This window comes from uncultured Pseudoflavonifractor sp. (genome assembly GCA_904419835.1).
Lineage (GTDB): Bacteria > Bacillota > Clostridia > Oscillospirales > Oscillospiraceae > Pseudoflavonifractor.
This window is the reverse complement of record CAJFTA010000004.1, coordinates 32,638-47,123: the sequence shown is the minus strand read 5'-3', so window position 1 is coordinate 47,123 and position 14,486 is coordinate 32,638. Positions and strand designations below refer to the sequence as shown.

The following is a 14,486-nucleotide window of genomic DNA, read 5'->3' as shown; positions in this document are numbered from 1 at the left end:
CCTGCGGGCTCAGCCGCATACACTCAGAAAATCAGGCTGCCCGCCTGGTACACCAGGAAGGAGACAAGGTAGGCCGAGCACAGCTGCCAGAGAATGGAGCGGATGGTCCACTTGGTGGAGTTCATCTCCTTGTGGATGGTGGACACCGCCGCCACGCAGGGCACATACAGCAGCACGAAGACCAGGAAGGCGTAGGCCGCCACCGGCGTCTGGAAGGTGCCGGACAGGGCGGAGGCCACCACCGCCCCGCTGGCGCTCATGGAGAAGCCGTAGAACAGGCTCATGGAGGAGACCACCGCCTCCTTGGCGATAAGGCCGGACAGGAGGGCCACCGCCGCCTGCCAGGTGCCGAAGCCCAGAGGCGCCAGGATGGGGGCGATGACGCCGCCGATGACGCCCAGCAGGGACTGCCCGGCGTCCTCCACCATGACCAGGCCCCCGTCCCAGCCGAAGGACTGGAGGAACCAGAGCACCACGCTCATGGCCAGGATAAGGGTGCCCGCCTTCACCAGGAAGCCCCGGACCTTCTCCCACACGTGCATAAGGCAGTTCTTCAGGGTGGGCAGGCGGTAGGGGGGCAGCTCCAGCACAAAGGCGGCGGGTTCGCCCTTGAACATGGTCTTTTTCAGGATGAGGCCGGAGCAGATGGCCATCAGCAGGCCGATGAGGTACAGGGAAAAGACCACCAGCCCGGCGTACTGGGGGAAGAACGCGGCGGACAGCAGGCCGTACACCGGCAGGCGGGCGGAGCAGGACATAAATGGCACCAGCATGATGGTCATGCGGCGGTCCTTCTCGTTCTCCATGGTGCGGGCGCCCATAACGGCGGGCACCGTGCAGCCGAAGCCCATCAGCATGGGGATAAAGGCCTTGCCGCTCAGGCCGAAGCGGCGGAGCAGCCGGTCCATGATGAAGGCGGCGCGGGCCATGTAGCCCGAGTCCTCCAGCAGGGAGAGGAAGAGGAACAGCAGGGCGATCTGGGGCAGGAAGGTGAGCACGCCGCCCACGCCGGAGATAATACCGTCCACCAGCAGGCTGGTAACCCAGGGGGCGGTGTCCGCCGCGGTCAGTGCGCCGGAGACCCAGGTCCCCAGGGCGCCCATCAGCTCCTCAATCCGGTCGGACAGGAACACGCCCGGCCCGAAGGTGAGGGAGAACATGGCCAGCATCATCAGCAGAAACACGGGCACGGCGAACCACTTGTGGGTGACGATGGAGTCGATCTTGTCCGACAGGGTCAGCTCCCCCGCCTTCCGCCCCTTCTCCACCGACACGCTGGTCACCCGCTGGATGAACTGGTACCGGGCGTCGGCGATGAGGGTCTCCCGGTCGCCCAGGGCGTAGGCCGCCTCGTACTCATGGCAGATTTTTTCCAGCTTCTCCTTGGTCTCAGCCGGCAGGTCCAGGGTCTTCTCCACCAGGGCGTCCCCCTCGATGAGCTTGATGGAGGCCCAGTGGGCGGGCAGGCCAATCTCATAGGCCCGGTCGTGGATCAGCTCGCCCACCTCGTGGTGGATCAGGTGGGTATAGTCATCGTACAGGTCGTCGGGCTCCAGGGTGACGCCCACGTGCATCTGCTGGTGGGCCACCCGCAGCAGCTCCTGGATGTTCTCACCCGTGCGGGCGGTGATGGGGATCACCGGCACGCCCAGCAGCTCGGACAGCCGCTGGCAGTCGATTTTGTCCCCGTGCCGCCGGGCCTCGTCCATGAAGTTCAGGGCGATGACCATGGGCCGCTCCAGCTCCAGCAGCTGGGCGGTGAGGTACAGGTTCCGCTCGATGTTGGTGGCGTCAATGATGTCGATGATGGCGTCCGGGTGCTCTCCCACGATGAAGTCCCGGGCCACAATCTCCTCCATGGAGTAGGGCGACAGGGAGTAGATGCCGGGCAGGTCCACCACGGTGACGTCCTTGCCGTCCACCTGGGCCCTGCCCTCCTTCTTCTCCACCGTGACGCCCGGCCAGTTGCCCACGTACTGGTTGGAGCCGGTGAGGGCGTTGAAGAGGGTGGTTTTGCCGCAGTTGGGGTTGCCCACCAGGGCCAGCTTCATCTCCCGGGTGTCGTGGCTGGCGTAGTCGGGCACGGAGCTGTGCTCCGCCTCCTCGTGCTGGTGGGCGGCGCTCATCCGCCGCAGGGTCGCCTCGTCGGGTATCCGCTGGATCATGCCGGACCGGCGCTTGCGCTCGGTGCGGCAGGCCTGGGCCTCCTCCCCGGTGGCCAGGGTGATCTGGGCCGCGTCCTCCTTCCGCAGGGAGAGCTCGTAGCCCCGCAGGTTGACCTCAATGGGGTCGCCGAAAGGGGCCACCTTGCGTACCATCACTTCCGTGCCCGGCGTCAGGCCCATGTCCACCAGGCGGCGCTTCACCGCGCCCTTGTCGCTGCCCACCCGGAGGATAATGCCCCGCTCGCCGGGCGCCAGGTCCTCCAGGGTTCGTTTTTCCTTCTCATTCCTCATTGGAATTCCATCCTATTCAAAAAGTTTGATGCGACTAACTTCGTCTGTATTATACCGTCCCCACCCCTTCCGGTCAAGGGAAAACCTGCCCGAAAATCCAGGCTTTTGCTGAGGTTTTCTCTGTTTCTTATTTTTTATGTTGATCTTCTATTTTCTGCAAAAGCAAAACTTGCTCTTGACATGTATCTTCTGCAAATGTAGAATATACTTGAAGATAAGATTTGCATTTGCAGAAAAAGGAGGTGCACCCTGTGGATTTCTTCAAGCGTCTGCCTGAGTCCGAGCTGGACATCATGCTGGCCGTGTGGGCGGCGGAGGGGGAGATCTCCGCGCCGGAGATTCTCTCCGCCCTGGACCGGCCCCTCACCGCCAGCGCCCTCCACAGCTACCTGAAGCGGCTGGAGGAGAAGGGCTTTCTCTCCTGCCGCAAGGCGGGCAAGACCAACCTGTACGCCCCTCTGATCTCCAAGGCCCGCTACCAGGAGGAGGAGGGAAAGACCATTCTGGGCAAGCTCTACGCCGGCTCCCTCCGCCGCTTTGCCGCCGCCCTCCACGACGGCGGCAGCCTGCGCCGGGAGGATGTGGCCGAGCTGCGGGCCTACCTGGACCAACTGGAAGAGGAGGCGAGGTAAATGGAAGACCTGCTGCTGCGCGTGCTCACATTGTCGGCGGCCTGCTCCGCTGTGCTGCTGCCCCTGCTGCTCCTGGCCCGGCGCATCCGCCACCGTTACGCCGCCCGTACCCTCTACGTGCTCTTTCTCCTGCTGGCCCTGCGGCTGGTCCTGCCGGTACAGCTGAGCTGGTTCGCCCCCGCCGTCACGGTGGAGGTGCCCGCTTATTCCATCTCCGCGCCGGTACAGCGCCCCGCCCCGGTGCAGAACATGATCCCAACCGAGCAAAATCCCTCCGGCCAGGCCAGTCAATCCCCGGCGGAACCCCTGCCCCAGCAGGTTCAGACCGCCCCGGAGCCTGAGCCTGTGACCATCCGCTCCACCCAGCTGCTCTCCATTCTCTGGCTGGCGGGCGCGGCAGTCTTCCTGGCGCTCCACTGCGTATCCTACCTGCTGGCCCGGCGGAGGCTGCTTCGCGCCGCCCTGCCCCCCACCCCGGAACAGGCGGACAGGTGCTCCGCCCTCCGGCAGGCGCTGGACATCCGCCGCCCCGTGGGACTGATGCGCTCCTCCGCCGTCCGCTCCCCCATGATGCTGGGGCTGGCCCGGCCGGTGATTCTCCTCCCAGACCGGGGCCTGACGGACAGTGAGCTGGACCTGACCCTCCGCCACGAGCTGCTCCACCTGAAGCGCCGGGACGTGGCCTACAAGGCGGTCATGCTGCTGGCCAACGCGGTCCACTGGTTCAACCCCCTGGTGTGGTGGATGGCCCGGGAGGCGGGCCGCAACCTGGAACTTTGCTGTGACGAGGCGGTCATCCGCAGCCTGAACGGCGGCGGGCGGCGTGAGTACGGCCAGGTGCTGCTCCAGGCCGCCGCGGATGCCTCCGGTCCCGCCCTTTCCACCCGCTTCGGCAGCGGAAAGGGACAGCTGAAGGACCGGCTGGGCAACCTGTTCCTGAAAAAGCGCCGGGGCGTGCCCCTGCTGTGCTGCGCCCTGGCCCTGGTGCTGGCCCTGGGCGGCCTGGTGGCCTGCGAGCAGGCGGAGGGCGGGGAAACCCCGTCCGGGAACACCCTCACCGCCCGGGAGGCGCTGGATACATTGCAGGAGAGCATCGCCTTTGACCCCGACACCGCCGCCCTCACCTTCACCGTCCCGGCAGGCTACTCCCCCGCCTCTGACTGGTCCATCCACATTGCGGCGCGGCAGGAGATGGACAGCGAGAGCGGCATGAGCCTCCACTACCTGGACGGCACTGTCTGGGAGGCGGGCGAGACCTACACCATCCCCCTCACCGACGCCCAGATTGCCGCCATCCGCACCCAGGACGAGGACCTGCTGGCGTCGTGGGACCTCTCCTCCGTCACCGAGCTCACCCTGGACGCCGCCCTGCCAGACCCGGAGAACGGCGAGCAGATCATCACGGTGGACCTTCTGCCCGTGGTTCGGACGGAAGTCAACCCCTCCTACACCAGCCAGGTCTGGGGCTTCACCCTTCAGCTGCCCGAGAACTGGGCCGGGCTGTACGAGGTGGCGGAGGGGCCCGACAGCTGGGACTTCTATATCAAAAACCGGGATGAAACGGGCGGCTGGCTCCTGAGCATGCATACGGCGGACCGGGACGTTTTCTATGAGGAGTGGGGCGACGACCCTGAGTCCAGTTACCCCACCATGATGGTGATTCTGGCGGAGACAGAGGGCACGGTTTTCTACGCCACCTATCCCAGCGACGTGCAGTTCTCCGAGGAGAATCGGGATGAGTACCGGGCTCTGGACTCCACCGGCCGGCGGCTTGCCCCGGAGGACTTCACCCTCAGCGGCGCCCCCCTCCCCACCCGGCTGGAGGGACAGCTGGTCTCCTTCTCCGACAGCTCGCTTACCTTCCGGGCCGAGGACGGAACTGACCAGACCTATCCGCTGTCCGACCCCGACTTTCCCGTAGCCCTCTTCGGGCACGGCTTTGGGAATATTTCTCCCCTTCCTTACTCCGATGCCATGGTCTCTCTGGAGGGCCGCCTCAACTCGGGCTACACCCTCTATCTGGATGGGGGGAACCGGGTGGTGGGCCTGACGGAGTCCGCCTGGCAGCCCGTCACTTACAGCGGCTATCTCTGGCCCGTTATCAGCCACTACCAGATCGCCCGTCCTTTCTCACAGGACCACCCGGGTGTGGACATTATCGCAGTCGCCGCTGCCTCCGCCTGTTCCGGCACCGTCACCGAGATAGGCGCCGACCCCCAGTATGGGACGTACATCGTCGTCTCCTGTGAGGAGGGCTCCTTCCGCTATGCCAATCTGTCCGACCTCTATGTGGCGGTTGGAGACCAGGTGGAACCCGGAAACATGCTGGCCCGTCTGACCGACTGGGGCGGGGAGGACAGGGTGCTCCATCTGGAGTGGATTCCCGCCCGGACCGGCCAGCCCGAGGACCCGCTCTCTCTGGACTTCGTGGATGAGGACAATTTCCCCATCCGCGACCGGCTGACCGACCTCCCTGTGGACGAGGCCGTGGACGCCTTCCTGGCCGCTGAGGACGGCTATGAGGTGGCGGCAGCCATCCCCTACGACACCGGCTATCTGATTATGGGCAGCTGGACCGGGGACGGCGAGGTGGGCTATGCGGCCCGGGTAGCCTGGCGGAATGAGGACGGCAGCTGGCGTCTCTCGGAGCGGGGCACCTGCGACCCCCTGATGAGTCCCCGGGTCACCGCCGGGGTGCTGCGGTATGACGAAGACAACGCCCTGGTGTTCGGTTTCCTGGGCGGCTCCACCTGGACCGACCCCAGCGGCCCCGACGTGCCCTTCACCACGGCGGAAATCACCGTCCAGACCGCCGGGGACCTCCCCTACGAGGTCCGCACGGAGGCGCCCGCCAACGGCTGGTTTGCTCTCACCGTCCCTGCGGAGGCCCTCCCGGTGGAGGATCTGCTCTTCTCCATAGACGGCGGCCTCTCCTCCTTCCGGTACAGCGACTTCTTCGGCGACGCCCTCTCCCAGGAGTAATCCACACAAAACGTGCCCGGAGCGCAGGCTCCGGGCACGTTGTTCTGTTTAATGTTCTGTTTAATCTTTCAGAGAGAGGATAATGCTCTTCTCCTGGCTGGGGTCGGTGTCGGGGAAGTCGGTGCGGGTGTGGCAGCCACGGCTCTCGGTCCGCCGGAGGGCGGACTGGAGCACCAGGCTGGCCAGGTAGACCAGCTGGGTCAGGCGGCGCTTCTTCTGCTGCTGGACAAAGTTGGGCGTGGGCAGCTCAGAGAGCTGCCGGTCCAGGTAGCCCAGCTCCACCAGGCCCTGGGTCAGGCCCTGGGCGTCCCGCAGGATGCCGCCGTACTGCCAGAGAATACGGCGGATCTTCTTCTCGCCGCCGGTGAGCATGTCCTCCGTCCCCTGGTCGGGGGGGCAGTCGCTGCACTGCGCCGGCGCGTCCCAGGTCAGCCCGGCGGGCGCGGGCGTCTTTTCCGCCTCCTCCGCCGCAAACTGCCCGGCAATCTGGCCGAAGACCACGTTCTCCGTCAGGGCCGTGGCCCCCAGCCGGTTGGCGCCGTGGATGCCGCCGGCCACCTCGCCCACGGCGTACAGGCCGGGCACGTCGGTGTGGCAGTCCACGTCGATGACCACGCCGCCGCAGGAGAAGTGGGCCGCAGGCACCACCTCAATCAGGTCCCTGGACGGGTCGATGCCCGCCGCCCGCAGGGCCTTGCACGCACCGAAGCTCTGGAGCAGGGCTTTTTCCGGGATGTGCCGGGCGTCCACATACACGCCGCCCATGGGGCTGCCCCGTCCGGCGGCCACCTCCTTGGCAATGGCGGCGGACAGGATGTCCCGGGCCGCCACATCCTTCAGCACCGGGTCATAGCGCTCCATGAACCGCTCGCCCTCGCTGTTGAGGATGGCGGCCCCCTCCCCCCGGAGGGTGTCGTTGACCAGCTTGCCCTTCAGCCCCGGCGGCGCGGCCAGCGTGGTGGGCATGAACTGGACAAACTCCATGTCCCGCAGGCGGCAGCCCGCCTCCAGAGCCAAAATATACCCCTCGCCGGTGAGGCCGGGGGCGGTGGTGGTGTGCTCGTAGAGGGCGGCCATGCCGCCGGTGGCCAGCACCACCGTCTTGGCCGCAATCAGCAGGGGGTTGCCATCCCCGTCCATGCCCGCCGCGCCCCGCACCCGGCCGTCCTTCCGCAGCAGCTGGGTGATGAGGGCGTTTTTCAGCATGGCCACGCCCTCCTCTCCCGCCCGGCGGAAGAGGACGCCGTAGGAATCGCTGCCCCGGCCGGAGGCGCAGCGCAGGGACCGGGGCACCGAGTGCCCGCCGGAGCGGAAGCGGCGGTAGCTGCCGTCCTCGTTGCGGTAGAACTCCACCCCCCACTCCGTCACCCGCTCTATGGCGGGGTAGGCCCGCTCGGCCAGACGGCGCAGCAGAGGCTGGTCCACCAGCTCCGTGCCGCTGCGGAGGGCGTCCGCCATCAGGCGGTCCATGGAGTCGTCCGCCGCGTCGGGCAGCACCACCGCGTACCCGCCGGCGGCCACAGCGGTGGCGTTGCCCCCCCGCTTGTAGGCCAGGGTCACCCGGGCCCCCGCCTCCCGGGCCGCCATGGCCGCGCACAGCCCGGCGCTGCCGCCCCCCAGTACCAGCACGTCAGTTTCCAGCTCTACAGGTCTCATACTCCGGCTCCTTTCCCTGTTCCCCGTCTTTCACGGCCGCCCGGGGCCGCGTATCTTCTTCCCTAACAGAATACCCCCTCCTCCCGGGGGAATGTCAAGAGGATTTTATGGCCTTGCGCTCCGTCCATTCTGTCCGTTGGAAAAAGGCGGCCCGGCCGAAACGCGACAGCATTTGGGAAGGCCGCCGAAAACCATGCAGGGGCTTTTTCGGCGGCCTGGGCGCCGCGCCGCCCTCAAAATCCGGCCTCCCGGTCAAAGTCCTCGGCCTCTACGCCGGTAAAGTGCCGTTTAATGTCCTCCTGCAGCAATTCCTGGGGCAGCATTCCACATCCGCAGTTCTCCAGCGTCGCCTGGATCTGGGGATACAGGCGGGAGAAGAAATAGTCCCGGCAGTCCGCCGCCGTGCTCCTTCTGTTTCCCGACCGCCGGGAAACAGATCTTTGGATCTCCTCCCGCAGCGCTTCGCTCTCCCGGCAGTACTCCTCCTTCTTTTTCTGTGCCTCACAGGCCGCCGACGGATACGCCTGGATGATGAAATCGCAGCTTCTGATTTTCTCGTCCAGGTGGGCAAAGAGGGCGTTTTCAATCCAGCGGTCCAGCTTTGGCCGGATGTTATAGGCTTTGATTCGGTTTATATTGACGCCTGCGGCCGCAGCGTTGGCCATATAGGCAGCGGCAAGCTGCCCCAGGTAGATATCCTGCTTTTTGCAGTACCAGTTCAGAATTTCCCTTTTCCAGTGGTCTACAACGGCGCCTTGTCCGCGGCCTCCGCCACCAGATCCACAAACAGCGTGAGCTGGGTAATCAGCTTTTCGCCTATCTGTTCCAATGCCCTGTACAGCCGTTCGAAGTCCTGATCGGTCTCCGCCTGTATCTTCCCCAGTTCTCTCTGCTGCCACGTCCTGTACTCCTCCAGCTGATGCTGCTCAAAGAAGCCGTTGGCCTGACTGTTGTTGTGGTCCAGCACGGCTCGCAGCATTTTTATAGTATCCACCAGTTCCCGGAAGCGGCTGAAGCGCCACCGTTCGGCCTCAGGCGTAAAGTGGTACAGCGCCGGTGTCACACAGGTGCTGTCCACCGCGAACTTGTACAGGTTCTGGACGGCCAGATAAAACCTGGCGTCCCAGTGGAGCGAGGGTACCGCCGTGGGCGCGTAATTGCAGGTGAGGAAGAGGGCTGGATCGATTTTCTCCCGGATTCTCCGGTTCAGAGCTTCCGCAGGCTCCGCAGAGATAAGGATACTGCTCATCACTGCGCCCCCCGTTCCTGTCTTCCGCTGTCCGTATACACAGACAGCCCCATATAGCCTATGCCCAGTTCCAGATCCGTAAGCACGCTGTTCCGCTCGGGCATACGGGTGGTACGTCCCAGGTTGGCCCGGTGGAACCGGATGCCGGTTCTGCTGCCAAGATGCTCCGGCACACCGTTAACCCGGATATATCCGCTGTAATCCTTGGTGCTCAGCACGGTGCCGCTGTACTTCAGCGGCGCCCCTGTCTCGTCGCAGATCATAAAGGGTGTGCGCATTCTGGCAGAGGCATAGAACTGTCCCTCATCCAGGGTTTTCAGAATCTGATCGGCCGCGTTGTAGTTCCATCCGGTCTGGAGGGTGGACAGCGCATAGAGCAGCACCAGGATGGGCTGGCGGCCCGCGGCCTCCGCCCGGTCAAAGTACTGCCGGCACAGCCCGTGCAGGTCTTCCCACTGGCTCCGGTTCAGCCTGGTCAGCTGGCACTCGGCGCTGCCCTGCAGGGAGCGCCTGTTATAACTCATCCAGCTGACCCGGATCAGCATGGCCAGCGCGTAGGCATTGGCTGCGATGCACTGGAAATTCTCACTGCTGCGCATGAACTTCCGTATTTTTTCACACATCATGACCTGATAGTCGGAGAGCTGGCTGTTCATGCGGAACGCAATCTTTGCCCTGTCCAGCTCCTTCTGGCAGATGAAGGTAATGGCCGCAGGGTTGTTTGCCTCCAGCAGCTTGTCGTAGAGGTCGTAGTAGGTGTTCTGCGCTCCGGCACTCCGGTTCTTAATCTCGTCAATGGAGATCCTGAAGTCGTTGCTGAGGGCCTGAATGGCTGTGATGTTTTCACTGATCTCGTCCCTGCCGTTGGCGCCCCGGTTGAGCACCTCCGTGTTGCTGCAGATATCTACAATCTGCATGATCTCGCTGAGGTACTGCAGCCGCTTTTCGCTGCGGCTCTCCTTGTTGTAGGCTCTGAGGAAGGCCTTGAAGAGCACGTTGTAGGCATATCCGTTGGTGGGCTGGCGGTTGATAACCCGGACCAGCTGGCGGAAAATCTCCGGGTACTGCATGTGGCAGCCGCTGTACTGGATCTGCTCCGGCTTGGCGTTACAGGCCGCACAGCACTCCCGGTACTCCTCTCCCATCCGCTCCACCAGGGAGTTGCACTGGGCGATTTCCACCATCAGCATATCCCGCTGCTCCGCCAGGTGCTGCTTGCTGTACCAGTCGTCCCGAGACTGGATTGTGCCGTCCAGCTCGTCCACGCAGCGGTTGGCCAGGGTCAGAGCCTCGTACAGCCGCTGAAGCCGGTATTCGTAGCGCTCCACCGAGTACCACTCTCTGTCATACTCCCACGGCTTCTCTCCGGAGCTCATCCGGTCCTTGCAGGCCTCATCCCACAGTCCTCCGTAAAACTCCCGGGTGAAGGTGACGATGATGGACGCAAAGCCCATATCCATATCGGGTACGCCGTACACGTCCCGGATGTCCTTCACTTTTTCAATGAGCCGGTCCAGATTGCTGAGAATCTCCCCGTGCCCTTCCTTTCTCTGCTGGAAGGGCAGATAGCGGGAATTGGGGCCCATCAGGCGCAGCAAATCCTGAAGACTCTTGGTCAGTTCCTCGTCAATGCACTGGCTGCGGCGGTAATCCTGGCCGTAGCGGTCCATGATGTCGCACAGCAGATCCACCTGCTCACGTCCGCCGTACCCCTTGTTGTCCAGGAAAATCTTGGCCTCCAGCGCGTTGCGGAATCGAAAGACGAAATCTCCGCCGGTTTCGCTCTCACCGTAGTAGAGCCAGGGGATATTGGTCACCTCATGGAACAGCGCCCGGTTCTCGGTACTGTACACGCTGCCTCTGGAGGACTGGTTCAGCAGAATGGAAAAGGCAAGGCCGCTGGGCATGTCCAGCTTGAAGCGGCTGAACATGGCTACACAGAGGTTCATCCGGTCCAGTGCCTCGTTGAACTCTGTGTCGCTTCCCTCCTTTTCCTCCCCGGCCACCTCCGACGGAATCTCCTCAGGCGTGAACCCTGCCTTCAGGAAGGCCTGCATCATGGGGCTGAGCTCCTTTTTTTTCTTCTCTCCCCCCAGAATCTTGTCAAAGCGCTCGTTGACGTACTGGGCCACCTTCCGCTGCTCCCGGGACAGCCCCTCCTCCAGCTGGGGCCGCAGCAGGGCGATGAGCTTATAGAAGTAGTTGAAAATATCGGGCTCTCCCTCCCGGCCAAGCCGCTCAAACCAGCTTCTCAGCGTGGCCGAATCAATGCCGGAGTAGTCCCGGAATTTGCTCCGCAGGTCAGCCACCTCCCGCTCGGTCAGGACACGGGTGGTGGGCACATAATAGCTCTGACGGCTCCGGATGACTTGGGCATGTTCCGCGCCGCACGCCACAAAGCGAGTGGACTCTCCTGTCTTTTCCATCCTGTAAAATTCTGTGTCGGCGGCGTTGTCCTCAGGTTTGCTGTATGCGCTGCACACCAGCACAAAGCGCCGGCCTCTGTTTTTCAGCTGCCGGACCAGATTCTGGGCATTGCTGACACCGGAGCGGTAAGAGGAGCAGTCCCACACCAGTAGGATGCGGGTGGCCCCCATGCCGTCCTGCTGCTCGATGTACTGCATCAAATTGTCCAGGTCGTCCAGCTCCTGGCTGCCGTTGTAGAAGAGCAGCGTATCATTCTGGATAAAAACAACAGGGCAGAGCTTTTCGTTGTAAATCCGGTAGGCCAGCGCTCCCAAGGTGATGCTCTTGCTGCTGCTGGGATGGCCGGTCAGGACAATGGGGCCGGACTCCTGCGGGTCAAACATCCCGCCGCCGGAGAGCATTTTTCTGGTCAGCTGGACAATGGTATCCTCATAACTCCGTTTTATATAAAAAGTGGAGTGAGGCAGATAGCCATACCACTGGGGTCCGTTGGAGGCGCTCAGTTCCAGGAAATTGGAAAACCATTTCTCATACTGGAGCTTCCCGTAGGGGCGGATTTTATAGACGATCCGGTCGGTGAGCAGGGTGGCCAGATAGCCATAATGCATCAGCTCCTCCGGTCGGATGCTGACAGGCCCGTTGTTCACATAATAGAGGTCGCCGCTGTCCGCCGGCGCCACCGGCGCCACATCCTCCGTGCGCTCACGGATGATATCGGCCAGTTTATCCGCCGACAAATAGAAGCTCTTCCGGTCGGCAATCTGTTTCAGCTGCCCGCCGGAGGGCTGGTCCAGGTCCACACCCCAGAACTGGACATTGCCGTTGGGCACGGTGAGCAATGCTCTGGCGAATACGGCCAGGGACAGCTCTCCCTCTGTCTCGGGCCGGTAGCCGGTGACCACCATCTGGCTGACGCAGTCCAGCAGGCTGGGCAACAGCTGAAGCAGCTCCTGTGCGTGGGCGGCGGCAGTGATGTCCGTTCCGCCGTCAGAAAGGCCGATGGACTTCAAAAATGCGTCGTCGTTGGCCGCCTCCTCCTGGATATGGCCCTCCACGCCGCACAGCCGCAGAATGGGCAGCTTCTCCCGCTTCAGCGGCCTTGCGAGAATTTCCGCCCTGGTCGTGTACTCCTGGACAGAGCGCTCCGTCTTTTTAAAACAGGTGCTGAAAGCCGCATCCGTCCTGCTGGTCATTACGCAGCTCCATGGGCAGTCCGCCACCAGTTTCAGCTCCTCATCGCTGATATGTCTGCCCACAAAGAGAATCATCGGATTGCAGTTAAAGCTACGGAAAAATGCATTTGCCCTTTTTCGCCGTTCAAACGCTGTGTTCCCCATTTCCAAGCCTCCCATCCGGAAAGAAACTATGCTCAAAGTATATCAGCGCGCAGCAGAAAAATCAATGTCGCCCTGTCTGCCCTTGCTCTTTCTTCCTGAAAAATCCAAGCGGAGAAGCATTCCTGTGCTTCTCCGCCTGAATCGTCCGTATTCTTTTTCGGCTCACCGCTCCGACAGGCTCTTGTAATCCTGCCGGCGTCCCACATACTGATAGGCGGGACGGATGATCTTGCCCATGTTGATCAGCTCCTCGATGCGGTGGGCGCTCCAGCCCGCCACCCGGGCCAGGGCGAAGATGGGGGTGTACAGCTCCAGAGGCAGGTCCAGCATGTGGTAGACAAAGCCGGAGTAGAAGTCCACATTGGCGGACACGCCCTTGTAGATTTTCCGGTCGCCGGCGATGATCTGAGGGCCCAGCCGCTCCACCATGGAGTAGAGCTCGTACTCTTCGGTGCGGCCCTTCTCCCGGGACAGCCGCTCCACAAACGACCGGAGGATGTTGGCCCGGGGGTCGGACAGGGAGTACACCGCGTGGCCCATGCCGTAGATGAGGCCCGCCTTGTCAAAGGCCTTCCGATCCAGCAGGGCCTGGAGGTAGGCCTTCACCTCATCCTCATCCTTCCAGTCCCGGACGCGCTCCTTCATGTCCTCAAACATGCGGATGACCTTGATGTTGGCGCCGCCGTGGCGGGGCCCCTTGAGGGAGGCCAGCGCCGCCGCCATGCAGGAGTATGTATCCGTCCCGGAGGAGGTGACCACGTGGGTGGTAAAGGTGGAGTTGTTGCCGCCGCCGTGCTCGGCGTGGAGGGTGAGGCACACGTCCAGCACATGGGCCTCCCAGAAGGAGTAGGATGCGTCGGGGCGCAGGAGGGCCAGGATGTTCTCCGCTGTGGACAGCTCCGCCCGGGGCGCGTGGATGTAGAGGCTGTTGCCCTCCTTATAATTATAGGCCTGGTAGCCGTACACCGCCAGCAGAGGGAACACGGCGATCATCTGGAGACACTGGCGCATCACGTTGGGCAGGGAGGTGTCGTCCGCCCGGTCGTCATAGGCCGCCAGATTGAGTACGCTGCGGGCCAGGGAGTTCATGATGTCTTTGCTGGGGGCTTTGAGAATCACATCCCGGACAAAGTTGGTGGGCAGGGAGCGGTAATAAGAGAGCTGACCGCGGAAGGCTGAGAGCTCATCGGCGTTGGGCAGGCGGCCCACCAGGAGCAGGTAGGCGGTCTCCTCAAATCCGAAGCGCTTCTCCTTCAGAGCCCCGCTGACCAACTGCTCCACATTGATGCCCCGGTAGTAGAGCTCGCCTTCGCAGGGCACCTCTTTGCCGTCCACTGCCCTCTTGGCCACGATTTCCGATATCTCTGTCAGGCCCGCAACAACGCCTTTGCCGTTGAGATCCCGCAGCCCCCGCTTCACGTCATACTTCACATAGTCGTCCGGGGAAATACTGCTGTTGGCCAGGGCCAGGTTGGCCAATGCGGTTACCTCAGGCGTCACTTCATTGTAATTCGGATTGCTTGCCATTGTCAGACCTCCTTTTTCCGGGAAAGGGCCGCCTACGGGCGGCCCTTGCGTTTTGGTGGATGAAGTAATAGCTTGCTGATTATTATAGCGTGAAATTGTTTCTATTTTATGAATGGATACACAGTGTTTTTGCAAGACCTTGTTTTTCAAACTTATTTTATATGACAGTCCCTGTTTATATATCCAAAATTCCGTAAAAATGGCGCAAAAAACGTGCCGC

At 62.8% G+C, this 14,486-nt stretch carries 8 protein-coding genes; 2 read left to right on the top strand and 6 right to left on the bottom strand.

The genetic code is table 11. The features are described from left to right. Nucleotides 1–23: 23 nt before the first annotated feature. The gene (gene feoB / locus QZY67_RS01250) at nt 24–2,456 is read right to left on the bottom strand and encodes a ferrous iron transport protein B (protein WP_295368174.1); all 2,433 of its coding nucleotides are present in this window, start codon (nt 2,454–2,456) and stop codon (nt 24–26) included. Between the two features lie 251 nt (nt 2,457–2,707). On the opposite strand from feoB, the gene QZY67_RS01245 reads away from it, so the two are divergent. Both QZY67_RS01245 and QZY67_RS01240 read left to right on the top strand, forming a co-directional pair. Then, entirely contained in the window at nt 2,708–3,088 is a 381-nt protein-coding gene (locus QZY67_RS01245; protein ID WP_295368172.1) for a BlaI/MecI/CopY family transcriptional regulator, read from the top strand. Beyond that, a complete protein-coding gene (locus tag QZY67_RS01240; RefSeq protein WP_295368171.1) occupies nt 3,089–6,070 on the top strand; it encodes a M56 family metallopeptidase in 2,982 nt (993 codons plus the stop codon). A gap of 60 nt (nt 6,071–6,130) precedes the next feature. On the opposite strand, the gene QZY67_RS01235 is transcribed toward QZY67_RS01240, so the two are convergent. The 5 genes from QZY67_RS01235 to QZY67_RS01215 all read right to left on the bottom strand — a co-directional run bounded on the left by QZY67_RS01235 (nt 6,131) and on the right by QZY67_RS01215 (nt 14,266). After that, a complete protein-coding gene (locus QZY67_RS01235) occupies nt 6,131–7,726 on the bottom strand; it encodes an FAD-dependent oxidoreductase (protein ID WP_295368170.1) in 1,596 nt (531 codons plus the stop codon). Between the two features lie 233 nt (nt 7,727–7,959). Next, nucleotides 7,960–8,391, bottom strand: coding sequence for a hypothetical protein (locus QZY67_RS01230; RefSeq protein ID WP_295368169.1), 432 nt, complete (start codon nt 8,389–8,391; stop codon nt 7,960–7,962). Nucleotides 8,392–8,468: 77 nt separating this feature from the next. Then, the gene (locus QZY67_RS01225; protein ID WP_295368168.1) at nt 8,469–8,975 is read right to left on the bottom strand and encodes a hypothetical protein; all 507 of its coding nucleotides are present in this window, start codon (nt 8,973–8,975) and stop codon (nt 8,469–8,471) included. Next, entirely contained in the window at nt 8,975–12,658 is a 3,684-nt protein-coding gene (locus tag QZY67_RS01220) for a hypothetical protein (protein WP_295368167.1), read from the bottom strand. The genes QZY67_RS01225 and QZY67_RS01220 overlap by 1 nt, the downstream gene beginning before the upstream one ends. A gap of 243 nt (nt 12,659–12,901) precedes the next feature. Next, nucleotides 12,902–14,266: a citrate/2-methylcitrate synthase gene (locus tag QZY67_RS01215; RefSeq protein WP_294534366.1), complete on the bottom strand. Its 1,365-nt coding sequence runs from the start codon at nt 14,264–14,266 to the stop codon at nt 12,902–12,904. Nucleotides 14,267–14,486: the final 220 nt, after the last annotated feature.

What these genes read in the sequence shown, in the direction of transcription:
- feoB (WP_295368174.1), bottom strand. Translation starts at nt 2,456, where the DNA reads ATGAGGAATGAGAAGGAAAAACGAACCCTGGAGGACCTGGCGCCCGGC.
- QZY67_RS01240 (WP_295368171.1), top strand. Translation starts at nt 3,089, where the DNA reads ATGGAAGACCTGCTGCTGCGCGTGCTCACATTGTCGGCGGCCTGCTCC.
- QZY67_RS01235 (WP_295368170.1), bottom strand. Translation starts at nt 7,726, where the DNA reads ATGAGACCTGTAGAGCTGGAAACTGACGTGCTGGTACTGGGGGGCGGC.
- QZY67_RS01230 (WP_295368169.1), bottom strand. Translation starts at nt 8,391, where the DNA reads ATGGCCAACGCTGCGGCCGCAGGCGTCAATATAAACCGAATCAAAGCC.
- QZY67_RS01225 (WP_295368168.1), bottom strand. Translation starts at nt 8,975, where the DNA reads ATGAGCAGTATCCTTATCTCTGCGGAGCCTGCGGAAGCTCTGAACCGG.
- QZY67_RS01215 (WP_294534366.1), bottom strand. Translation starts at nt 14,266, where the DNA reads ATGGCAAGCAATCCGAATTACAATGAAGTGACGCCTGAGGTAACCGCA.